We start from the raw sequence: 22,836 nt of genomic DNA on the forward strand, positions 1-22,836 counted from the left end.
AGCCGGGCTTTTCTTTTTGCGGCAGCGAAGAGAAAGTGCCACAATAGTGGCTGTTTATACAGTATTTCAGGTTTTCCAATGGCTTTAACCGCGGCGCTGAAAGCGCAAATAGGCGCCTGGTATAAGGCGCTACAGCAGCAGATCCCCGATTTTATCCCCCGAGCGCCGCAGCGGCAGATGATTGCCGACGTGGCAAAAACGCTCGCCGGGGACGACGGGCGACATCTGGCGATTGAAGCCCCGACCGGCGTCGGGAAAACCCTGTCGTATCTCATTCCCGGCATCGCCATCGCGCGGGAGGAGGACAAAACGCTGGTGGTCAGCACCGCCAACGTGGCCTTGCAGGACCAGATCTTCAGCAAAGATTTGCCGCTGCTGCGCAAAATCATCCCCGACCTGCGGTTTACGGCCGCCTTTGGCCGCGGGCGCTACGTCTGCCCGCGTAACCTGGCAGGGCTTGCCAGCAGCGAGGCGTCGCAACAGGATCTGCTGGCGTTCCTCGACGACGATCTCACGCCCAACAACAAAGCCGAGCAGGAGCTCTGCGCAACGCTGAAAGGCGATCTTGATGGTTATAAATGGGACGGCCTGCGCGATCACACCGATAAAGCCATCAGCGACGATCTGTGGCGCAGGCTCAGCACCGACAAGGCCAGCTGTCTGAACCGCAACTGTCACTACTACCGCGAATGCCCGTTCTTCGTCGCGCGGCGCGAAATTCAGGAAGCCGAAGTGGTGGTGGCTAACCACGCGCTGGTGATGGCGGCGCTGGAGAGCGAAGCGGTGCTGCCGGAGCCGAAAAACCTGCTGCTGGTGCTCGACGAAGGCCACCATCTGCCCGACGTGGCGCGCGACGCGCTGGAGATGAGCGCAGAAATTACCGCGCCCTGGTTCCGCCTGCAGCTGGATCTCTTCTGCAAGCTTGTCGCCACCTGCATGGAGCAGTTCCGCCCGAAAACCACGCCGCCGCTGGCGGTGCCGGAGCGTCTGAGCGATCACTGCGAAGAGGTTTACAGCCTTATCTCGTCTCTGAACAACATCCTGAATCTTTATCTTCCCGCAGCCCAGGAGGCGGAACACCGCTTTGTGATGGGCGAACTGCCGGAGGAGGTGATGGAGATTTGCCAGCAGCTGGCGAAGCATCTGGAAAAGCTGCGCGGGCTGGCGGAGATGTTCTTAAACGATCTCAGCGAGAAAACCGGCACCCATGACGTTGTTCGCCTGCACCGCATTCTGCTGCAAATGAACCGTGCGCTCGGCATGTTCGAAGCCCAGAGCAAGCTCTGGCGGCTGGCCTCGATGGCGCAGGCGTCGGGCGCGCCGGTCACCAAATGGGCCACGCGTGAAGTGCGCGACGGCCAGGTCCACCTGTTTTTCCACTGCGTGGGCATCCGCGTGGCCGATCAGCTGGAAAAGCTCATCTGGCGCAGCGTGCCGCACGTGGTCGTGACCTCCGCCACGCTGCGCTCCCTGAACAGCTTCTCGCGGCTGCAGGAGATGAGCGGCCTGAAAGAGAAAGCGGGCGATCGTTTTGTCGCGCTGGATTCGCCGTTTAACCACTGCGAGCAGGGTAAGCTGGTGATCCCGCGCATGAAGTATGAGCCGCTTATCGACAACGAAGAGCAGCACATTGCGGAGATGGCGGCCTACTTCCGCGAACAGGTTGAGAGCAGAAAGTACCCTGGTATGCTGGTGCTGTTTGCCAGCGGACGGGCGATGCAGCGTTTTCTGGAACATGTGACCGACCTGCGCCTGCTTCTGCTGGTCCAGGGCGACCAGCCCCGTTACCGGCTGGTGGAAACCCATCGCAAGCGCATCGATAACGGCGAGCGCAGCGTGCTGGTAGGATTGCAGTCCTTCGCGGAAGGTCTGGATTTGAAGGGCGATTACCTGACGCAGGTGCATATTCATAAAATTGCCTTCCCGCCCATCGACAGCCCGGTCGTTATCACCGAGGGCGAGTGGCTGAAGAGCCTCAACCGTTATCCGTTTGAGGTGCAGAGTTTACCTGCGGCGTCGTTTAATCTTATTCAGCAGGTCGGGCGTCTGATCCGTAGCCACGGCTGCTGGGGGGAGGTGGTGATTTATGACAAGCGTCTGCTCACTAAAAATTACGGCCAACGGTTGTTAAACGCGCTGCCGATCTTTCCGATTGAACAGCCAGAGGTCCCCGAGGTAAAAAAACGCCCGGCAACACTGACCGCCGGGCGCAGGAAAAGCATCCGTGCTAAGGGGCGCGGTCCTACTGGTAAGTGAAGGTCACCTGCACCACGCTGCTGAACGTCCCTGCGCTCACCGGCATGGAGGTGGCGTAGTAGCGTGCGGCGAGTGGGAAGGTGGCCGTATGATCGTTTTGATTAATCACCGCGTTAAAGCTCGCCTGCGGAGCGATGAGAATATTGTCCTGCCGGTCTGCCAGCTCCAGCGCCAGCCCCTTTGCGCTGCCGATATTGGCGAATTTAGTGGGGTGCGTGCTGTCCGCCTGGCCGTAGAAGTAGGCGGTGGCAAGCGCGAGGCTTGGCGGGCAGTGGGATACTGACAGGGAAAAGTCTTTCCACTGGCCGGTATCGCCCACGTCTTTAAAATCACCGGATGCCGCCTGACCTAAATCCACCGTCAGGTTCCGGCTGGCGCTGTCGATGATGCAGGTATTAGCGTAAATGTTGCCCGTCATCTGGATCTGAATATCCTCGGCGTGTGCCTGGGCGATCAGTCCCAGCGCCAGAAACGCAATTATCTTCTTCATGTCAGTTACTTATAAGCAAGCGTGATGGTGGCAACGGTGTTGGCCGGACCGGGAGTGACCACGTCGCTGACCTGCTCGTAGCGCACCTCAAACGGTATGGTCAGCGTTTCGTTGGCAATGGCTTCGCTTCGGGTGTTAACGTAGGTATCAAAGGTGGCAATATTGTCGTCGAACAGCATTCGGACACCGACGCCCGTCGCGACGCCGGTCTGCTGCGTGAGTTTCAGCACCCCTTCGAAGGCCGTTTCATAGCCGTTTGAGCTGGTAATTTTCACTTCAGGCTGTACGGTGCTGTTGCAGTTCACCGTGACGTCAAAGTTTCGTGCCGGGGAAGAGAGCATCCCCACGCTGATAAAGTCGCTGACCGGGAAATCCCCCAGATTGACCGTCAGGTTTTTCGGCAGGACGGAGCAGGTGACCTCTTTCAGAATAACGTTGCCTGCATAGGAGATGGTGTTGGGATCGCCCAGCCCTTCGTGGTGATAAACCCCGATCCCAAAACGGGTCTGACTTTGATTCAGCGTGCCTGACGCTACGGTATCGCTGGTTTTGACCAACTCCAGCGTAACGTCGAAATTAAAGGTCTGTTTGCCATCGCTGGAAACATAACCCAACGGCGTTCCTGTGGAAATGCAGTTAACGCCTCCGGCTCCGCTGATGCGCTGCCCCTGATCGTTCATCAGGGCCACACCGATCCCAGGAACGCCCGAATCGTAGACACCTTTCAGGCCTGGAATCTCAGCCCCTGTGCCGTAGTAACAAGAGACAATTTCCAGTCCCTTATCTTCCGCATTGTCACAATTACCGGCGATATGGGCGGTTTGCTCTGTACCTGGGATCGTTTCGCCAACGGCCAGCGTCGTGGGAACGGAGATAGAGGCCACGTTGATCATTTTCGGCAGATCTGGCGTAGTACAGGTCGCCTTCGCATGCGGCATAAATAACGCGGCGGTTCCCAGAACCAGTAAGAAAAAGCACTGTTTAATCATTTGCATAATCGTTAGCCTGAACGGTGGATCAGTGACACTGCGCGGCAGCGTTAATGATGCTGGTTTTCTCTTTCTCATCCGTTAGCGCATAGTCAGCGACGCAGTGCTCGTTCGCCCCCTGTCCCCAGGAAACGTTGAGATGCCCTTGCTGCGGCAGACCAGAGAGGTAGGTCTGGCCGTCATTCCCGACAATAAATTCGCTGTCCTTATCCTCGGTGGTGACCGTTGCGCCGAAGGGCAGCGGTTTACCCTTTTGCGTAAGCGTCATCAGGACGCGGTTACCCACGCGGGTGTTAAAGCTGGCGCGCACCACGGCCCCGCGGGTTGGCGTCACGATCTGCGCCGCGTGGGTGACGTCGGCGTTGTCCGGTAGCGTTTCGGTATCCAGCGCGATGGTGTTGTGGCGATACGCGGTAACAAACGGCACGACGGTGTAGCCGCGGAAGTCGGTCTCGACGCCCGTCTGGTTTGTGATATGGGTTCCGTGCGTGCCCGGCGCTTTCACCAGCGCGATGGTGTCACCGAGCGGCTGGCTCAGGGTTATTCCGTTCGCATGGGCAACCACGCCGCCCTGCAAACCGACGTTCACGGTCTGCTGATATTTATCCTGACTGACGCCTGCGCTCACTTCACCATAGGTCGCTTTATAATCGGCGTTGATGCTGGTGGAGTTACCGCTGCCGGTGCTGCTCAGCCCTTCCTGGATGTTCCAGTTCAGGTTGTCCTCTTTCAGCGCCGTGCCGTTCAGGCCGATGTTCTGCGTCGTGCCGTCTTTGGTGTTGTTCAGGTTGTAGGTGGCCCAGGTGTTATGCATCCAGCGGTCCAGCGGCACCGAGACGCTCAGCGAGAACTGGTTGTCGTTTGTCACCTCGTTACCGTCTTCATCGCTGTCCTGGGTGTTTTTGTTCATGCTGTAGCTGAGGCTGTAGCTCACCCCGTGCCAGCTATTGTTGTAGCTGACGCTCATCGAGGTCATGTTCTGGCTCTGACTCCAGTACGTCTCTTTCACCATGCTCAGGGTGACGGATCCCCAGCCTTCCGGCAGCGTCTGGTCGATGGTGGCTTCGGTTCGGGCGCGGCGCTGCTGCGGTGCAGACCAGTCGTCGGAGCGGGTATATGACTCCATGGTGTCTTCAAGGGTGTAAAACCCTTTGCTGTTGTAGCGATAGCCGGCCAGCGAGAAGTTGGTGCCTGACCGGGCGATGTCTTTGCTATAGCGCACGCGCCACGACTGGCCTTTGCTGGCCTGCTGTTTTTTCAACAGGGCCTTTGCGCGGGTCACGTCAATGGAAAAGGCGCCTAAATCGCCCATGTTTTTCCCGACGCCAGCCGCCTGAGACTGGTAATGGCTGCTCTGCTGCACGCCACCGTAGGCGGTGAAACCGTAGGGTAAACCGTAGATGGCGCTGCCCTGGGCAAACGGGGTCTTCTCGACGTCGTTGTCATAAGAACGGTAGCGTCCGGCAGTCACGCTGTAGCGCAGATTTTTTTCACGCTGCAATACCGGCACGGAGGCAAACGGCACGACGAAATGGCTTTCGCTGCCGTCGGTCTCTTTCACGGTGACCTGGAGATCGCCGCTGCTGCCGGTGGGGTAGAGATCGTTAATTTCGAACGCGCCGGGGGCGACCGTGTTCTGATAAATGATGTAACCGTTCTGGCGTACCACCACCTGCGCGTTACTGTGGGCGGTGCCGCGAATAATGGGGGCGTAGCCTTTTTCACTGTCCGGCAGCATGTCGTTATCGGATTTCAGCTCCACGCCGGTGTAGGGTACGCTGTCAAAAACGTCGGAAGGCGAGGAACTCTGGCCGACGGTGAGGTCGCTTTTCATCGCCACAATATCGCGTTGCGCGTAGGTATATACGGAGGTGAATTTTTGGTCCTCCTCATTACCCGTGGTGCTGCGATTCCAGGTGGAATAGTTGCGAATGCGCCATGCGCCAATGTTCAAACCCGGACGCAGGTTAACGTACTGGCTGCTGTTATCCTGTTCACCCGGCTGGCGCGCATGGCTTTGGCTGGCATTTGCACTGTAGTTAAGCAGGCCCGCGTTAATTCCTTCGTCAAACTCTTTTGGGTCAATGTAGCCGCGAGGCACCTGACCGAGCGCCGACTGGGGAATGCTCAGCAGCAGTTGCTGGTTGCGAACGCGGAAGGTCGCGGATGCCGCAGGGATGGCGTGTAAATCGGCGCACTGGCCTTTGGCTTTCAGCTGCGGATATTTTTGGGTTTTGATCCCGAGGCTTTTTAAATCGTCCACGGTAAAGCAAGGTTGCAGCGTGCTGTTGTCCTGATCGTCTTTCTGCAGCGTAAAGGTGACATCGCGGGTATCAATTTTATTATTATTGATAAACACCGTAACCTGATATTTACCCGGCGCCTGGCCTGGGCCTTTTTCATAGACGGATAAATCGGTTTTTCCCTGCTGGGGATTATCAATATCCAGCAGGGCAGGGTTAAAATAATCATCAGCCATAACCTGATGCGTAAAGATCGCCATCGCCAGGCCAAAAAGAATGACCAGCAATGACGAAAATCGGCAGGTGAACGGCTTTTTATGGCTGTACATGATTATTTTATTACCGGGGAAAAGTATTAATGAACGGATTTCGACCAGGTATGGCTGATGCTGCCGTAATCAGTAATAATGGAATACGTCACGTTCGAGCCTCTGACATTACCCGGTATGGCAAAATGCGTTTCTGTTTTTGGAACGGCCCAGGTCGCTTTCGTCACTTTCTGACCATTCAGGGTGACCGCCTGGAAATTCATATAAAACGGCGTGGGGTTATTCACCACCAGCTCGTTACCTTCGCGACGCCATTCAAGCTTATCGGCCACGTCTTCTGGTCTGCCTTTTACCGCAGACGGGCGATACAGCAATTTAATACGGGTATTAATCGCAATTTGCAGCGTATTCACGCCTTCCACCTGCTTTGAGGAAGGGATCGCTTTAATATTCAACCAGTACAGGGATTCCCTGTCTTCAGGCAAATTTCCGCCCGTACGTACCACGCGCAGAACGTTATCTTCTTTGGCATCCAGACGGAAAAGCGGCGGGGTGATGAGGAACGGGGCTTTGGCCAGGTTTTTGCCGCCGGAATCAACCCAGGACTGCACCAGATAATCCGTCGCATCTGGATTTGAAAGACCAAGAGATGATTCCTTTTTATCTCCCTGGTAGACCAGACGGGTGCCATTAATAATGACGCCCGCATGTGCAGTGGCGGCTACCAGTAAAAGCGTGCTCAGTAAATAACCGTGGCGCATACAGATTTCTCAATAAATAGATGAGATATTAATGCCCGCAAAAGCATTAATATCTCAGGATTGATAAGATCAGTTATAAATAACGGTGAAGGTCGATACAGAGTTAGCAGGGCCTGCGGTGATCGCAGCGCCGGTTTGGATATAACGGGCACCAAATTCCAGATCGTTAACCGCCGTACCGGAGGTTAATTGATACTGCTGCGATGGCGTATACAGGCTGACAGGCTGCTCTGAGGCATCAACCAGCTGAATCGCCACACCGGTCGCCGCATCGCTATCTGGCGTTAAGGCCAGCGTAGCGTTGTTATTCGCATCTGGCGTACCGCCGAAATTAATGGCTGCGGAGGTGACCGTGTCAGGACAATTCGTTAACTGAATATCAAACTTCGTTAATGTGCTGGTAGAGCCAGCGCCGGTAAATACCGTTTTAGACACTTTTCCCAGCTGAACATTTAATGGATTACTTAATCCATTCACGACCTGACAAGCAGAATCGATAATTTCACCGGTGAAATTGATCTGACCTTCACCGTTTGTTGCCGCAAACGTGGATGCAGAACATCCCACCGCTGCGGCGATGATTAAACCTAAAGCAACCTTGTTCATAACAAATCCTGATATGTTTCTGGTGAGAGCGTTGCCTGGACGTTTTCACCGTTGACCCTTAATGACTTTCCGCTGGTTATTTAAACAAATAATGGTGCATTAAGAATCTTCTGCTGGAATCACAAATAATTGAAATAATGCTTGAGTTTCATTTTTATCCTTAAAAACAGAACGTTGATGATGTAGAAAAAAACTAACGTCCGAACGTTTAACAGGGCTATATTGTTACCAGAAGGATATTTTCAGGAGAGATGTCGTGGATTATCGCAAGATTATCAAAGAGGTAGGCAGGGGCAAAAACCACGCCCGCGATCTGGACCATGAAACTGCTCGCGCCCTGTATACCCGAATGCTCGATGGCGAGGTACCTGACCTGGAGATGGGCGGCATCCTGATTGCGCTGCGTATCAAAGGCGAAGGCGAAGCGGAGATGCGCGGTTTTTACGAGGCGATGCAGGCGCAAACGCTGCGCCTGACGCCGCCGGTGGCAAAACCGATGCCGATTGTCATCCCGAGCTATAACGGCGCGCGCAAGCAGGCAAACCTCACTCCGCTGCTGGCGATCTTACTGCATAAGCTGGGGTTCCCGGTGGTGGTTCACGGGGTCAGCGAAGATCCCACCCGCGTGTTGACGGAGACCATTTTCGGCATGCTGGGGATTGAGCCAACGCGTCATGCAGGACAGGCGCAGGCGAAGCTGGATGGCCATCAGCCGGTTTACATCCCCGTCGGAGCCCTGTGCCCGCCGCTGGAAAAGCAGCTGGATATGCGCTGGCGCATGGGCGTGCGCAACAGCGCCCACACCCTGGCGAAGCTGGCGACGCCGTTTGCAGAAGATGCCGCATTGCGCCTTTCCAGCGTATCGCACCCGGAATACGTGGGGCGTGTCGGGAAATTTTTTGAGGAGATTGGCGGCAGGGCGCTGCTGATGCACGGTACAGAAGGTGAGGTGTATGCCAATCCACTCCGCTGCCCTCAGCTGATGCTGATCGATTCTGCCGGTACGCGCGCTGTTCTGGCGCGCGGGGAAGAGAATACGAACGTCATTCTCCCTGAAGCGAAAGACCCGCACACCACCGCGCACTGGATTGAACAGTGCCTCGCCGGAAACGTGCCTGTGCCGCAGTCCATTAAGCTGCAGATGGCCTGCTGCCTGCTGGCAACCGGGGAAGTTGATACGATCGAGGCCGGTCTCAAACGCGTGGACGCGGCGTTTTAGGCAAAAAAAAGCCCGTCCAGTGGCGGACGGGCAAGCAAGGGTAACAAACAACAGGGTCAATGAGGGTTGGAGCAGCTCACCAGAGGGTTTGGCGAGGGGACAGCATTCATTCAGGCGATTATTTGTAGATAACCGCGGTACCGCTCAGCTTGTTATTGCCGTTAGCGGAGGTAATGGTGTATCCGCTTGCACCGGCAGCAGCCGCTTTCTCAGCCAGTTTGGCTTCCAGACCGTCCAGGGTGGTCGCGCCATCAGCACTCACCACACCGACTTTGTTCATGTTCTGTGCCTGAGCAGAAGAGACTGGCTCTACGGCGAAAGCGCCGAAAGACAGAGCGGACAGGGCAACAGCAGCTACAGCATATTTGATGGTTTTCATAAGTAATCTCTCGCAGGTGTTTCTGTTAAGGGGACGATGTTCCGTCGATGTGATGAGTATCACGTTTTTTCTTGAGAGATAAAATCGAAGAGAATTGACGTGGTCAATCAAAAAAATTGAATGACAAATAACTTATTGATTACTAATAAATTCAAAGTGGCGCTTTACACTTCTTGTGGATGCGCTTTACAGAACAAAAATGAAGGGCACATTTTGCTACGCGGTTCGCTAAAAATCGTGAGCGTAAAGGTAAGCGCCCCGGCGGTTAACTTAGGTAAAGGAAAGTCAACGTAACTGGCTGTCTTTCGAACCTCTGCGATTATAACCTGAATGTGAAGCATTTTTTGAATCTTTATTCTGCTGGCAGGTGATGCATAACCTTACCCCTGGAATGGCTTTTCGCCGCGCCTCCGGGATCGGTTCTCCACACTCTTCGCACTCCTCCAGGCTTTCGCCGCGCGGGATTTCACCGCGAGCGCGCGCAACCGCATCTTCAATCGTACTGTTGATCTGTTCGTTTACGGCGTCATCATTCGCCCAACCGGAAGCCATAGCATCCTCCTGAAATGGTGTTATGCCCTGCTTTTAATGTGGGGTTAAAAAATGAACAATCAAGGCGAGGAAGAGAGCAAACTGCATCTGGCAGGCAGATGCAGTCATGGGGTGGGGCAGATTATTTATAGATGGTCGCTGTGCCGTACATATGGTTATCTCCGCCAGCGGAATTCACCACGAAGCCTTTTGCACCTTCCTGGCGGGCTTTTTCCGCCAGTTTATTCTGCAGATCGTCCAGGTTACTTGCGCGGCTTACGGAGACGGTGCCTGCAGGCTGAAGCTGGCTGGTGTCGGTACTCTGGGTCAGCGACTGAACGGCCATCGCAGAAAATGACGCGGTCGTCAGGGCGGCGGCGATAACAACAAGGGTCAGGTACTTTTTCATAATCACATCCTCATGAGGAAACAACAGGTGATTCCCCTTAAGTTTAGAAGCCTGACGAGTGTGACTTAGCGCAAATATTTGATGATGATCTGCTTATTTTTTGAACGATAAAAATTGACATTGCGCTGACAGATCATAGACATAAAGGTGTTTGATTTATGGCGGCTTTTTCAGCGCCGCAGAGAAAGATTTACCGTTGGGCCAGCAAAGGGTATCTTACGCCGCTGTTTAAAGGAGAACGCCATGACTTCCCAAAAGCCGGGATTGCACCCACGAAACCGCCACCGCAGCCGCTACGACATGAATGCGTTATGCCTGAGCTGCCCGCCGTTAAAGGACTATATTGTCCAGACCCCCGCGGGTGAACCTTCGGTCAACTTTGCTGACCCCCAGGCGGTTAAAATGTTGAACAAAGCGCTGCTCGCACATTACTACGGTGTGGCGAACTGGGATATTCCGGAAGGCTTTCTCTGCCCACCCGTTCCGGGCCGCGCGGATTACCTTCATCACCTTGCCGATCTTCTGGCTGAAGACCGTGATGGCATTATTCCTCAGCAGGCGACCGTGCTGGATATCGGCACCGGGGCGAACCTGATTTACCCGCTGATCGGCGCGCATGAGTATCACTGGCGCTTTACCGGAAGCGAAATCGGTGCCGAGGCCTTCGCCAGCGCCCAGGCGATTATCAACGCGAACCCGGGATTAAGCCGCGCCATTCGCCTGCGTCGTCAGAAAGAGGCCGCCTCAATCTTCAACGGCATTATCCATAAAAATGAAACCTATGACGCCACGATGTGCAACCCGCCGTTCCACGATTCGGCGGCAGCGGCCCGCGCGGGCAGCGAGCGCAAGCGCCGCAACCTGGGTCAGGCTGAAGACGCCGCGCTGAACTTCGGCGGTCAGCAGCAGGAGCTGTGGTGTGAAGGCGGCGAAGTGGCCTTTATCCTGCGCATGATTGCGGAAAGCAAACAGTTTGGCCGTCAGGTGAAGTGGTTTACGACGCTGGTTTCCCGCGGAGATAACCTGCCGCCACTTTACCGCGCGCTCACCGAAGCGGGCGCGGCGAAAGTAGTGAAAAAAGAGATGGCGCAGGGCCAGAAGCAAAGCCGCTTTATCGCCTGGTCATTTATGGACGATAACAAACGCCGCAAATAGCGCTGCGTCGCAGGCCGGGTCAGGCGAAGCCCCCATCCGGCAACCCGGCTACAGCGTCGGCTCCTGCGGAGGGAGCGGCGCTGCGGGCGGCGGCAGGACCTGATACGTCTGTACCGGCATCCGCACGTTCGCCAGATCGAAGTGCTTTTTCACCATGCTGTCGAGCGCAAAGCGCACCGTCCACTGCTTCAGCGGCTGGGTGGTGAACGACACGCGCAGGGTAAAGGCCGTGTTCGTCAGCCCGACAATGCCGGCAAATGACGGCTCGCCAATCACCAGCCCGCGAATATCCTCCATCTGCATCAGCTCTTCTACCGCATCGCGCAGCGCCTGCTTCGCTTTATCGGCATCCTCATGACGGTCCACATCGTAGTTCGCCACCACGGAACCAATGCCGCGCACAAAGTTGGCAAAGGTGGTGATCGAAGACCAGGGGATGATGTGGTACGCCCCGGTATCCTGACGCACGCCCACCGAGCGAATCGACATCCGCTCCACCGTGCCGGTCAGCGGCCCGATGGTCACCAGATCGCCCGTGTTCATCCCGTTCTCAAACTGGATAAAGATGCCGGTAATAATATCCTTCACCAGCGTTTGCGACCCGAAGGAGATCGCCAGCCCCAGGGCACCTGCACCGGCCAGCAGCGGGGCGATATTCACCCCGATTTCCGACAGCACAATCATGATGGTGATGGTACTGATGATGACCGCCAGCGCGTTGCGGAACAGCGTCAGCAAGGTGCGGGCCCGCGCGCTGGGCAGGGGCCTGCCGTGAATATCTGATACCAGACGGTTCTCGATGAGGCTCGCCAGCAGCGTCCAGCCGACGGCAGAGAAGAACAAAATCAGCGCGATGCGAATCAGAATGTCGACCGTTTTTTCACCTGCGCCGTTGTGCAGCCAGTTCCAGAAATCAAACAGGCTCCACGCGTTAAGGAGCAGCATGATCGCCACGCAGACGGTGAGAATGCGCGCCACCTTGAGGGATACCGACATCCAGCCGTTCACCCGTTTTTGCAGTTCCGGGTAATTACGCTGTACCTGCGGCGACAGGGTGATGGTTTTCGAGATCCAGCGCGACAGCAGCCCCGAGACAAATGCCGCGATGCCGATAATGGCCAGGCTTTTGAATGTTGCCCCCATCATAAATTTCAGGCTGTTTCCCGGGTCGAACAGCGAGAAGAAGCACAATACGATGAAGTAGGCGCTTGCCAGCCAGTGCCACACCAGGGCGAATGCGCGAATAAACAGGCTGAAGAACGAGAGGGAACGATCGGCCAGATGCAGCAGGCTCTCAGTGATGGTCTTTTTATTGTGGAAGATAAGGTACAGCGACCAGACGGTAATGCAGAGCATGATAATGACGTTTGCCAGCGCGCCAAACTGCACGTTCACCTGGTTGGAGATGATCGGCACGGCAACCAGCAGACCGTAGCCAATCAGCCCGCTGAGCACGCTCAGGCGCAGCGCCCAGTATGTCGCGCTCTCGTCCCGAATGGAGAAGGGACGCAGCGCCGGCACGTGGGGGCAAAAGAGTAACCGCAGCAGCGCCTTGAAGAACTCAATCAGGGCAAAGGCATTCAGGAAAAGCGACTGCTGGAAGGCGATGGTTTTGTTACCCGCGTTCAGCCTGTCAGCCAGCATCTGGCCTAAAAACAGCGTCAGCGCCAGCAGCAGTAAATCGATGATAAACGCTGAGGCGATCATCAGCGGGAGGTGCAGCCAGCTGCTTTTCTGCTGATTCTTTCTGCGTCCCCATTGCCCCATTTTGCGGTACAGCGGCCACGCGCACAGGCGCACCAGCCAGTAAAAAAGGAAGACTGCACCGGCCAGCATCAGGAACTGCATGGCGGCGGCGGTAAACGTTTGTGGGTTAAACGGCTTATGCGGTGAGCCAATCAGGTTGCGGTAGAGCTGGGCAAAGCGCGAGGAGAGCGCTTCCCCATAGTGGCGGCTCACGTCGGTGACATTTTCCAGCACCGTTTTTTGCTCCTCCTCCTGCGGAGGGGTGAGGGTCGGAACGGTTTCCTGGGGCGGCGTGGCGGCGGCTTTGCGCAACTGCTCGATTAATTCCTTTCGGGAGGTGTCGTTCTCAAGAACGTCGGCAAGCGCGCCGTAAGCCGCTTTCTTCTGTTCAACATCCGGTTCCGGCGGGGGCGTACTTTGCTGGCTGGCGGTTGTTCCGGTGGTCACACCGGGGATCGCGACGGCGAACGATGGCGCACTAAACAGGCTAATCAACAGCAACAGGATCCACGGCACGGCGTCCTCCGGTGAAAATGTCGAACAAAATGATAAGTATAGAAGTCGGGACGCGGAGGGGGATTTTTGGGAACAATCTGGCGTAAAAAAGCCGGGCAGGCCCGGCTTAGCGTAACGCGAGGGATCAGGAGACGTGCTGCAGGAACTCCTGCAAACGCGGGCTCGGCGGGTTCGCAATCAACTCCTGCGGGTTACCGTCTTCCGCGATACGGCCTTTATCAATAAAGATCAGGCGGGACGCCACTTTCTCCGCGAAGCCGATTTCGTGGGTCACGATAACCATCGTCATCCCTTCTTCCGCCAGATCCTGCATGACCTTCAGCACCTCGTGACGCAGCTCCGGGTCGAGTGCGGACGTAGGCTCATCAAACAGCATCAGCTTCGGTTTGACCGCCAGCGCACGGGCAATCGCCACGCGCTGCTGTTGACCACCGGACAGCTCGGAAGGGTAGTGATGGGCGCGTTCTGCGAGGCCGACCTTCGCCAGCAGATCTTTCGCCAGCGCTTCTGCCGCCGCTTTGTTGGCACCGCGCACGCGCAGCGGGCCAAACATCACGTTCTCCAGCGCCGTCAGGTGCGGGAACAGGTAGAACTGCTGGAACACCATGCCCGCTTCCTGACGAATCAGACGGTCATCCACTTTCGGGTCATTCACCTTCAGACCGTCGACAATCAGGTCGCCGCTGGTGATCTCTTCCAGCTTGTTGATGCAGCGCAGCAGGGTCGACTTACCGGAGCCGGATGGCCCGATAATCACCACCACTTCACCCTGTTTGATGTTCAGATCGATATTGTGCAGCACCTGGGTTGGGCCAAAGTGCTTGGAAACGTTTTTAAATTCAATCACAGGATTTTCATCCTTCTTTCAAGACGACGCAGAACGAAGCTCAGAACCAGAGTAATGATCAGGTAGACAACGGCCACCGCACTCCAGATTTCCAGCGCGCGGAAGTTGCCAGCAATGATCTCCTGCCCCTGACGGGTCAGTTCGGCCACGCCGATAACAATGAACAGCGACGTATCTTTAATGCTGATGATCCACTGGTTACCCAGCGGTGGCAGCATGCGACGCAGCGCCAGCGGCAGAATAACGTGGCGGATCGTTTCGCGACGTGAAAGGCCTAATGCCAGACCGGCTTCACTGAACCCTTTATGAATCGACAGCACCGCACCGCGGGTAATTTCCGCAATGTAGGCGCCCGAGTTGATCATAATGGTGACGACGGCGGCGCTGAACGGGTCGATGCGCAGGTCGGTGAATGCCATAGGCAGGGCGAAGTAGATGAACATGACCTGCACGACAATGGGGGTGCCGCGGATCACTTCGATGAAAACCAGTGCGATGTGGTTTGCAATCCAGCCACCGTAGGTGCGGGCGAAACCGGCGACAAGACCGATAATCAACCCGCCAACCAGACCCAGGACCGAAATCCACAGGGTCATTTTAGCGCCTTCAAGCAAGAGTGGAATGGCAGGCCAGATGGCGCTCCAGTCAAACTGCATGATGTATTCCTGTATACCGTGGTGAAAAACGAAAAACGTAGGCCCGGTAAGCGGCAGCGCCACCGGGCGTTACAAACCTGAATTCAGGTGAAATTATTTAGGCTCGGTACCGAACCATTTTTTGTAGATTTCGTTATAGGTGCCGTTCTCTTTCAGCGTTTTCAGCGCGCCGTTAACTTTCGTGCGCAGGTCGTCGCTGCCTTTCGGGAAGGCGATACCGTACTGCTGAGCTTCCAGAGATTCGCCCACAGATTTGAACTTGCCGTTGCCCGCGGTTTTGATGAAGTAAAGGATGTTTGGCGTGTCGTGCAGCACTGCGTCAGCGCGGCCGGTACCCAGTTCCATGTACGCATTGTCGATGTTCGGGAACTGGCGCAGGTCTTTGGTTTTGATATTCGCTTTCGAGTAATCAACTGACCCGGTGCCGCTCTTCACTGCCACCACTTTGCCGTCGAGATCTTTCACGCTTTTTACGTCGTTATTATCGGCTTTGACCATCACCAGCAGGCCGCTTTTGTAGTAGCCGTCAGAGAAGTCGATCGCTTTTTTACGCTCGTCGGTAATGGTGATACCCGCCAGCGCCAGATCAACGTTCTTGGTTTGCAGTGCCGGGATGATGCCGCTGAAGTCCATCGGCTTCAGGGTATAATCCAGCTTGAGTTCTTTTGCGACTGCGGCCCACAGATCCACATCAAAACCAACGTATTTATCACCCTGTTTGAATTCAAACGGAACGAACGCCGTGTCGGTCGCCACAACCAGTTTGTCGGCAGCCTGAGAGGACACCGCAAAAGCGAGGGTAAGTGCAGCCAGTGAAACTTTTAATACAGACTTCATAGCATTTCCTTTTATATCCACGGGGCGATCCCCTGCGAGAACAGGTGGCACAATGAAAAAATCGTGCCAACTTTACAAGCTGTTGTTTTGCAAAGGGGATGATGTCATGCATTGCACAATAAATGGGGCAATGAGGTTTTATTGCACCAAAGTGGAGCACTGTTTTGGTGCGCCTCGTTTGGCTCAACTGACGGGGAGATATTTAGCGTAAATTCTGACGAAAAAACAATCTTCCGTTAACGGTTGTGTGAGGTGATTATTACAATTTCTTCACTTTTGCACGTTCTCAGGCAAAAAACGTGCACCATAGATGTGCAAAACCCTCACCGGCAGGCGAGGGTTTGATAGAAAATTCGTATGAATTATTCGATGTTAGATTCGATGAACCACAGGAACTGATCCAGATCGCGGGACGCGGCGGTGAAGATATCTGCGGTATCTTCGTCTTTCGCTTCGCTAATCGCTTTGCGCACATCGTTCGCCACAATCGCGTAGCGGTCCGCCAGCTCTTTCAGGTGATCCTGAACGGTATGGATATCCAGCGGATAGCTTTTCAGCGGGGTTTTGCTGTTGATCACCTGTGTGGTACCCAGCGCCACGCCGCCTAACTGAACGGCACGTTCAGCCATCGTATCGAGGTGGGTAACCAGTGCTGTGCGGAAGCCATCCAGCATTTCATGAACGGCAATAAAGTTTGCACCGCGCATATTCCAGTGGGCCTGTTTGGTGATCAGCGAAAGATCGATGAACTGGATCACCTGGCGATTCAGCAACTCAATGGTCGCTTTTTTGTCGCTGTCCGATACATCGTTACGGGTATAAAGCAGATTAGACGCTTTCGTTTTCACCAGTTTAGCGGTACTCATAATCTCATATCCTCTTGATGTTTATGTCCCAGGTAATTACGGAACTAAGTATAGCACCGGATTTTTTCTCTGCGGTTTGGCTGTGCCTATCGGTTTAATAGCGAGAAGGAGGTTGAGAAATTAATGTATTGAAAATATTGAATAATTTTTAAATTGATACAGATCAATCTTAATTGCTGAATGAGGAAGTCAGCGCAGAGGGATATTTCGCTGGCAGGAATCAGAGTGTAAGAAATTATAACGACTGTCTTTTTGGCCTTTATTCTGCATGGCGCGGAAGCCATGCAGAATATATGGCCTTAGTTGATATCCACTTTCTCAACTTTAGGTTCGGGGCGCATGGTGAGCGTCGATCCCATTGATGCCGCGATAATCGAGCAGAGCGCCAGCGTCTGGGTCAATGTCAGGGTTTCACCGAGAAACACCATCCCGGAAATGGCTGCAAGCGCAGGCTCCATGCTCATCAGGGTGCCAAATATGCGCGTCGGCAGACGCGTAAGGGCAATCATCTCCAGAGAGTAGGGGAGTGCGGTAGAGAGAATCGCAACCGCCAGCCCGATGGGCATGACGGACCATTGCCAGATCGATTCTGTCGCCTGCGCCATGCCGATGGGCACAAACACGATGGCCGCAATCAGGGAACCCAGCGCCACCGTTGCCGGTCCGTGCTCTTCCCCTGCGCGCTGGCCGGTGAGGATATAGACAGCCCAGCAGGCACCTGCGCCCAGCGCCAGCGCTGCGCCCGTCAGGTCAATCTCAGAAACACTCTGGCCCAGCGGCAGCAGGAACCATAAGCCCAGTACGGCCAACACGACCCAGATAAAATCGACCGGACGTCGGGAGGAGAACAGCGCCACCGCCAGCGGGCCGGTAAACTCCAGCGCGACGGCAATACCCAGCGGTATCGTCTGGATGGAGAGGTAGAACAGGTAGTTCATCGCCCCCAGGGAGAGTCCATAAAACAGCAGCGGTATACGCTGCTCCTTTTTAAAGCGCAGTCGCCACGGTTTAAAAATGACCACCAGTATCGCCGTGCCCAGAACAATACGCAGGGCGGTCACCCCGGGCGCGCCAACCAGTGGAAAAAGCGATTTTGCCAGCGAGGCGCCGCTTTGAATGGACAACATGGCAATCAGTATGACTGCAACCGGCAACCAGACCGACGACGTGCGGGATAACCCAGGCATCCTTTCTCCTGTCAGCTTATGTCAAATGAGGTAAAGGTTGCAGTGTAAAGGAAATATGCGGCGACGGTTGAGGCGCTGTTGAAAAAAAGCAGGTGAAATCCGTAAAATGGATAAGCGCTGGTGGATTTATCGCCTGTCAGATTAGGAATAATCTGGATGAATGTAACGGCGCAGACGCGCACTATGCGCATTTAGTAGTGAAAATTGCATGTGATTTGAAAGAGATAGCTTACGCTGGAAACGTTCTGTTACAGGAAAGGCTTCATTAGACATCACGAATCACAAAGAGTTTCGCAAATTTTTTTGATATATTTAAAACTTACGGACTTACTTGGATCACATTTGAGGTGGTTATGAAAAAAATTGCATGTCTTTCAGCACTGGCCGCTGTACTGGCTGTTTCCGCAGGTACCGCTGTAGCTGCTACTTCTACTGTTACTGGTGGTTACGCTCAGAGCGACTATCAGGGCGTGATGAACAAAGCTAACGGTTTCAACCTGAAGTATCGTTACGAGCAGGATAACAACCCACTGGGCGTGATCGGTTCTTTCACCTACACCGAGAAAGATCGTTCTGAAAACGGCGCATACAACAAAGGCCAGTACTACGGTATCACTGCTGGTCCAGCTTACCGTCTGAACGACTGGGCAAGCATCTACGGTGTTGTAGGTGTTGGCTACGGTAAATTCCAGCAGACCGAAAACGAAGGTCTGAACCGCACTGCAAGCAACAGCGACTACGGCTTCTCCTATGGCGCAGGCCTGCAGTTCAACCCAATCCAGGACGTTGCTCTGGACTTCTCCTATGAGCAGAGCCGTATCCGCAACGTTGACGTTGGCACCTGGATCGCGGGCGTAGGTTACCGCTTCTAATCACTTCGGTGATTAAATAAAAAATCCGCCCACTGTGGCGGATTTTTTTTGTCGAAGATAAAAGCAAAACGGCAACCTGAGGTTGCCGTTTTGAGTGTTGGTTCCCTCTCCCCGTGGGAGAGGGCCAGGGTGAGGGCATCGGTCCGCACGAGACGGCAATTACTTATTCTTAATATCAAAAATATCCGTACCCAGATGGTTGTAGTCAACTTTCTGTAACTTGAAGTTGGTAACGTACACTGGGGGAGCTTTCTTGTTAGAGACAAACGGATAAACATTTTTTATCTGCCCGGCGGTAATTCCCGTCCACTGCGAGAAAAACTGCAGGAAATCATTTGCTGAACGGCGTGCTTTAATGACGCGATGCGTTTTATCGTCACTCGACAGCACCATAAACGGCACCTGGAAGTTCTGCTGGAACTTGTCATCGTGCGCCAGATATTGCACCTCTTTACCGCGCTCTTTAAACGCCAGCCCATGATCCGAGAAATAGACCATGGAGAAGCTGTCGCCCGTATTGCGCAACTGATCGTACAGCTTGCTCAGCAGGTCGTCGGTTTGCGTCATGGTGTAGAGATAGCAGGAGGTCTCTTTGGACTGCACAAACTCCGCGTACTTTCCGCCTGTCCGATCGCAGGCCTGTGGGTGCGACCCCATGAGGTGCAGGACGATCAGCTGCGGCTGGGTGCGCGGGGTGGCGAAGACCTGCGCCGTCATTTTCAGCAGCGCTTCGTCTTTGGTGTTTTTGTCAGCTTCAAAGTCGCCGTTTTTCAGGAACTGCACTTCGTCAGCCCGCTTGGCGATGCTGGCAATCGCCGTATCGTATTCGCCAATTTGCCCCTGATTAGAGAACCACCACGTCTGAAAACCCGCGCGGTTTGCCAGGGTGACGAAATTATCCTGATACTGAGGTTTGCCATCCACTACCCGGTTAAGGGTCAGGCCGAGCGATTTCTGCGTTGAGCCGCTGGCCGCGACATAATCGGTAAACAGGGTGCCTTTGACCGAACTGGCAAACGGGGTGTTGTCCCAGTGGCCGCCAAACGCGCCCATTGCATCGCGACGCGCGCTTTCGCCAATCACCACCACATAGGTGTGATATTTCGGCTTCACGGCCAGCACGTTCCAGGTGTCTTTCATATTGGAAAGCTCAGCCATGCGGGCCTGTTCGTCGAGAACCTCTTTATTATTTACAACGACGTCTTTCACGAAGCGGAAAACCGGATAGCCGATGTTAATAAGTCTTAGCTTACCGTCCCAGGGAATGTTCTGGATGGGGGCGACAAACGCCACGGCAACGCTGAACACCAGACAGAGTATTTCGATCTTACCCCAGGATTTTTTCTCGCCCGGCTGACGACGGATGGCGATAACGCCCAATGCGAAGATAAAGAGCCCGACCACGTAGCTGTACCACGGGAAGATCGTCAGGATCTCCGTCGACTCTTCCATATTGGTCGAGTGCAGCGCCAGCAGGGTATTAAAGTTTGGTGAGCCGTACGCCTGACCAAACGGGAAATAGAGTGCAGCAACCAGTGAACAGATGCCGATTAACGCTTTTTGCGCGCGCGGGGCGGCGCGCCATAGCACATGCAGAATGCAGGTGAAGGCCACCGCGTAGAGCAGACTAAAGGGATAACCCAGCGCAAAGTTAATCAGTAATGACTGCAAAAAGTAAAAACCCGTCCACGGGCTTAAGGCCCGGCTGCGGGTCACAACGGTATCTATCAGGGTTACATTCATAGGTCACTATCATGGATGAAAACGCCATGTGCTCACCCTGGCGTCAAGGGTCATAACCTGCCTGACAGTGCGTGGAGAGGGAATGAGGGTCCGCTTCAGCGAGCCGCAAATTGTGCAGGGCTGCAAGAAGATAGTGCGAGCGCTAAATAATATCAACAGTTGCTAAGCAGATGTTTTGCGAAGGGGATTGCAAATCCGTAAAAAAGATCGGGAATAAGGCGGCTGGGAGCCAGTTTAGAGCGAGATTGTGACGGGAAAATGAAGCGGCGTACCGCAACGCCGCTTAGTGGGAAGGTTTATCATCCTGATGCGGTTTGCCGTTAAACATGTCGCACAGCATGTTCAGCAGCATTAAGCGCACTTTAAAGGGGGAGTGGGTAAACACGGTCATGCACCTCTTGAATTCGTTCATAAGACCTCCTGATTTTTGATCCCTTCGATCCGTGAAGGGTGACTGCATTACATACAGATATAGCACAGGCTATATTGTATAGCTATGGCTATTTCGTTAATTTTTTGTGCTTGTGGAGGGATGGTTTACAATGTGCGCTCTCGATACCGGGCGCTGGAAGCGTCACCCCACTGAGGAAGTACAATGAACCGTCGCGCAGGTAAGCCAACCATTAAAAAAACGACGCAACTGGTGAATGTTGAAGAGCATGTCGAAGGTTTTCGCCAGGTCCGAGAAGCGCACCGGCGTGAACTGATTGATGATTATGTTGAACTCATTTCCGATCTGATTCGTGAGGTCGGGGAAGCGCGTCAGGTCGATATGGCCGCCAGGCTGGGGGTGTCGCAGCCAACTGTCGCAAAAATGTTAAAACGTCTCGCCTCCGTGGGCCTAATTGAAATGATCCCCTGGCGCGGGGTCTTTCTGACGCCGGAAGGGGAGAAACTCGCGCAGGAGAGCCGCGAGCGCCACCAGCTTGTCGAGAATTTTTTACTGGTGCTGGGCGTCAGCCCGGAGATTGCCCGCCGGGATGCGGAAGGCATGGAACACCACGTCAGCGAAGAGACGCTGGTGAAGTTTCGCGAATTTACCCTTAAATATGGTCCCTCCGCTGAATGAAAATCCCTGGACTGCAGGCCCTGGCACGCGATCGTTTCTTCCATCTCTTATTACTCATTGGCGCAGGGTTAAGCCTCTTTGTGCCGTTTGCGCCGCAGGCCTGGCCCGCTGCCATTGACTGGCGCACCATCATTACCCTGAGCGGCCTGATGATGCTCACCAAAGGGGTTGAGCTGAGCGGCTATTTTGACGTTCTGGGCCGTAAAATGGTGCGCCGCTTTGCCACCGAGCGCAGGCTGTCCCTGTTTATGGTGTTTTCCGCCGCGGTGCTGTCGACGTTTCTGACCAACGACGTGGCGCTGTTTATCATCGTGCCCCTCACCCTCACGCTGCGTAAGCTTTGCGAGATCCCGGTAAGCCGGCTGATCATCTTCGAAGCGCTCGCCGTTAACGCCGGTTCTCTGTTAACGCCCATCGGTAACCCGCAAAATATCCTCCTCTGGGGCCGTTCCGGGCTATCGTTCGCCGCTTTTACCTGGCAGATGGCGCCGCTGGCGCTGGTGATGATGCTGTCGCTGCTGGCGGTCTGCTGGTTTGCCTTTCCGGATAAAAAACTGCAGTACCACAGCGGCACCACGGGCCCGCAGTGGCAGCCGCGTCTGGTCTGGAGCTGCCTCGGGTTATACATCGTCTTTCTGTTCGCGCTGGAGCTGAAGTATGAGGTGGCGGGCGTGTTGCTTGTCGCCGCGGGCTTTGTCGTCCTCGCGCGACGCGTGCTGGTCAGCGTGGACTGGACGCTGCTGCTGGTCTTTATGGTGATGTTTATTGATGTGCATCTGCTTATTCAGCTTCCGGTGCTGCAAAACGTGCTCCACAGCGTCAGCACGCTGTCTCAGCCGGGACTGTGGCTGACGGCGATTGGCCTGTCGCAGTTTATCAGCAACGTGCCTTCCACCATTCTGCTGCTCAACTATGTTCCGCCGGACACGCTGCTGGCCTGGGCGGTGAATATCGGCGGGTTTGGGCTGCTGCCCGGCTCGCTGGCCAACCTGATTGCCCTGCGCATGGCCAACGATCGCCGCATCTGGTGGCGCTTCCATCTCTGGTCAATCCCGATGCTGGTTTGGGCCGCGGCGATCGGTTTCGGAATATTCCTTCTCATATAGTGCGCAATTTGTCAGTTTTTCCTGGCAAACGTATAGCAACGTCCTAGCTTTAGTGAACGGCATAGTGTGATGCCGCTCACTGAC

22 protein-coding genes are annotated in these 22,836 nt (G+C 54.8%); 6 read left to right on the forward strand and 16 right to left on the reverse strand.

The features are described 5' to 3' along the window. Positions 1-78: 78 nt before the first annotated feature. Positions 79-2,256 carry an ATP-dependent DNA helicase DinG gene (gene dinG / locus BFV67_RS06405; protein WP_069598021.1) on the forward strand — a complete coding sequence of 726 codons (2,178 nt, stop codon included), beginning with the start codon at positions 79-81 and terminating at the stop codon, positions 2,254-2,256. Here the strand turns inward: dinG and BFV67_RS06410 are convergent. From BFV67_RS06410 to BFV67_RS06430, 5 genes are all read right to left on the reverse strand, one after another. Continuing rightward, a complete protein-coding gene (locus BFV67_RS06410) occupies positions 2,243-2,746 on the reverse strand; it encodes a fimbrial protein (protein WP_021240983.1) in 504 nt (167 codons plus the stop codon). The two genes, dinG and BFV67_RS06410, sit on opposite strands and share 14 nt — an antisense overlap. Before the next feature lie 5 nt (positions 2,747-2,751). Next, complete coding sequence (locus BFV67_RS06415; RefSeq protein WP_045336697.1) at positions 2,752-3,741, reverse strand: fimbrial protein; 990 nt, start codon at positions 3,739-3,741, stop codon at positions 2,752-2,754. 22 nt (positions 3,742-3,763) lie between these two features. Further along, the gene (locus BFV67_RS06420; RefSeq protein WP_157888815.1) at positions 3,764-6,307 is read right to left on the reverse strand and encodes a fimbria/pilus outer membrane usher protein; all 2,544 of its coding nucleotides are present in this window, start codon (positions 6,305-6,307) and stop codon (positions 3,764-3,766) included. A 26-nt stretch (positions 6,308-6,333) separates the two neighbouring features. Beyond that, positions 6,334-7,008 (reverse strand): fimbrial biogenesis chaperone, encoded by a 675-nt coding sequence (locus tag BFV67_RS06425; protein ID WP_008501161.1) that lies wholly within the window; start codon positions 7,006-7,008, stop codon positions 6,334-6,336. 69 nt (positions 7,009-7,077) lie between these two features. Next, positions 7,078-7,614, reverse strand: coding sequence for a fimbrial protein (locus BFV67_RS06430; protein ID WP_021240980.1), 537 nt, complete (start codon positions 7,612-7,614; stop codon positions 7,078-7,080). Positions 7,615-7,870: 256 nt separating this feature from the next. Here BFV67_RS06430 and ybiB point away from each other — a divergent pair, with 256 nt between their 5' ends. Next, positions 7,871-8,833 (forward strand): DNA-binding protein YbiB, encoded by a 963-nt coding sequence (gene ybiB, locus BFV67_RS06435; protein WP_069598022.1) that lies wholly within the window; start codon positions 7,871-7,873, stop codon positions 8,831-8,833. Between the two features lie 118 nt (positions 8,834-8,951). Here ybiB and ybiJ read toward each other — a convergent pair whose 3' ends face one another. The 3 genes from ybiJ to mcbA form a co-directional block, all read right to left on the reverse strand. Beyond that, positions 8,952-9,212, reverse strand: a complete 261-nt coding sequence (gene ybiJ / locus BFV67_RS06440) for a DUF1471 family protein YbiJ (protein WP_013097471.1) — start codon at positions 9,210-9,212, stop codon at positions 8,952-8,954. 285 nt (positions 9,213-9,497) lie between these two features. Beyond that, positions 9,498-9,764 carry a DksA/TraR family C4-type zinc finger protein gene (locus tag BFV67_RS06445; protein WP_023292949.1) on the reverse strand — a complete coding sequence of 89 codons (267 nt, stop codon included), beginning with the start codon at positions 9,762-9,764 and terminating at the stop codon, positions 9,498-9,500. 121 nt (positions 9,765-9,885) lie between these two features. Further along, entirely contained in the window at positions 9,886-10,152 is a 267-nt protein-coding gene (gene mcbA, locus BFV67_RS06450; RefSeq protein WP_021240977.1) for a DUF1471 family periplasmic protein McbA, read from the reverse strand. Between the two features lie 243 nt (positions 10,153-10,395). Here mcbA and rlmF point away from each other — a divergent pair, with 243 nt between their 5' ends. Then, on the forward strand, positions 10,396-11,307 hold the full coding sequence (rlmF, locus tag BFV67_RS06460; RefSeq protein WP_039024388.1) for a 23S rRNA (adenine(1618)-N(6))-methyltransferase RlmF: 912 nt from the start codon (positions 10,396-10,398) through the stop codon (positions 11,305-11,307). A gap of 48 nt (positions 11,308-11,355) precedes the next feature. Here the strand turns inward: rlmF and ybiO are convergent, their stop codons facing one another. From ybiO to rhtA, 6 genes are all read right to left on the reverse strand, one after another. Continuing rightward, entirely contained in the window at positions 11,356-13,569 is a 2,214-nt protein-coding gene (gene ybiO / locus BFV67_RS06465) for a mechanosensitive channel protein (protein ID WP_025912873.1), read from the reverse strand. Between the two features lie 124 nt (positions 13,570-13,693). Further along, complete coding sequence (gene glnQ / locus BFV67_RS06470) at positions 13,694-14,416, reverse strand: glutamine ABC transporter ATP-binding protein GlnQ (protein WP_008501169.1); 723 nt, start codon at positions 14,414-14,416, stop codon at positions 13,694-13,696. After that, entirely contained in the window at positions 14,413-15,072 is a 660-nt protein-coding gene (glnP, locus tag BFV67_RS06475) for a glutamine ABC transporter permease GlnP (protein ID WP_003858462.1), read from the reverse strand. Before glnP ends, glnQ begins: the two co-directional genes overlap by 4 nt. A 93-nt stretch (positions 15,073-15,165) precedes the next feature. Then, complete coding sequence (gene glnH, locus BFV67_RS06480; protein WP_069598023.1) at positions 15,166-15,909, reverse strand: glutamine ABC transporter substrate-binding protein GlnH; 744 nt, start codon at positions 15,907-15,909, stop codon at positions 15,166-15,168. Positions 15,910-16,271: 362 nt separating this feature from the next. After that, complete coding sequence (gene dps / locus BFV67_RS06485; protein WP_008501171.1) at positions 16,272-16,775, reverse strand: DNA starvation/stationary phase protection protein Dps; 504 nt, start codon at positions 16,773-16,775, stop codon at positions 16,272-16,274. A 299-nt stretch (positions 16,776-17,074) separates the two neighbouring features. Then, a complete protein-coding gene (gene rhtA, locus BFV67_RS06490; protein ID WP_021240972.1) occupies positions 17,075-17,962 on the reverse strand; it encodes a threonine/homoserine exporter RhtA in 888 nt (295 codons plus the stop codon). Positions 17,963-18,315: 353 nt separating this feature from the next. Between rhtA and ompX the strand changes: the two genes are divergently transcribed. Further along, complete coding sequence (gene ompX / locus BFV67_RS06495; protein WP_008501173.1) at positions 18,316-18,834, forward strand: outer membrane protein OmpX; 519 nt, start codon at positions 18,316-18,318, stop codon at positions 18,832-18,834. A gap of 159 nt (positions 18,835-18,993) precedes the next feature. Here ompX and BFV67_RS06500 read toward each other — a convergent pair whose 3' ends face one another. After that, the gene (locus BFV67_RS06500) at positions 18,994-20,577 is read right to left on the reverse strand and encodes a phosphoethanolamine transferase (protein ID WP_069598024.1); all 1,584 of its coding nucleotides are present in this window, start codon (positions 20,575-20,577) and stop codon (positions 18,994-18,996) included. Positions 20,578-20,860: 283 nt separating this feature from the next. Next, positions 20,861-20,989: a manganase accumulation protein MntS gene (gene mntS, locus BFV67_RS06505; protein WP_008501175.1), complete on the reverse strand. Its 129-nt coding sequence runs from the start codon at positions 20,987-20,989 to the stop codon at positions 20,861-20,863. 183 nt (positions 20,990-21,172) lie between these two features. On the opposite strand from mntS, the gene mntR reads away from it, so the two are divergent. Both mntR and BFV67_RS06515 read left to right on the forward strand, forming a co-directional pair. Further along, on the forward strand, positions 21,173-21,646 hold the full coding sequence (mntR, locus tag BFV67_RS06510) for a manganese-binding transcriptional regulator MntR (protein ID WP_008501176.1): 474 nt from the start codon (positions 21,173-21,175) through the stop codon (positions 21,644-21,646). Then, positions 21,643-22,752, forward strand: coding sequence for an anion transporter (locus tag BFV67_RS06515; protein ID WP_021240969.1), 1,110 nt, complete (start codon positions 21,643-21,645; stop codon positions 22,750-22,752). The genes mntR and BFV67_RS06515 overlap by 4 nt, the downstream gene beginning before the upstream one ends. The last annotated feature ends 84 nt before the right edge of the window (positions 22,753-22,836 follow it).

It is taken from the genome of Enterobacter roggenkampii (assembly GCF_001729805.1).
Classification (GTDB): Bacteria; Pseudomonadota; Gammaproteobacteria; order Enterobacterales; family Enterobacteriaceae; genus Enterobacter; species Enterobacter roggenkampii.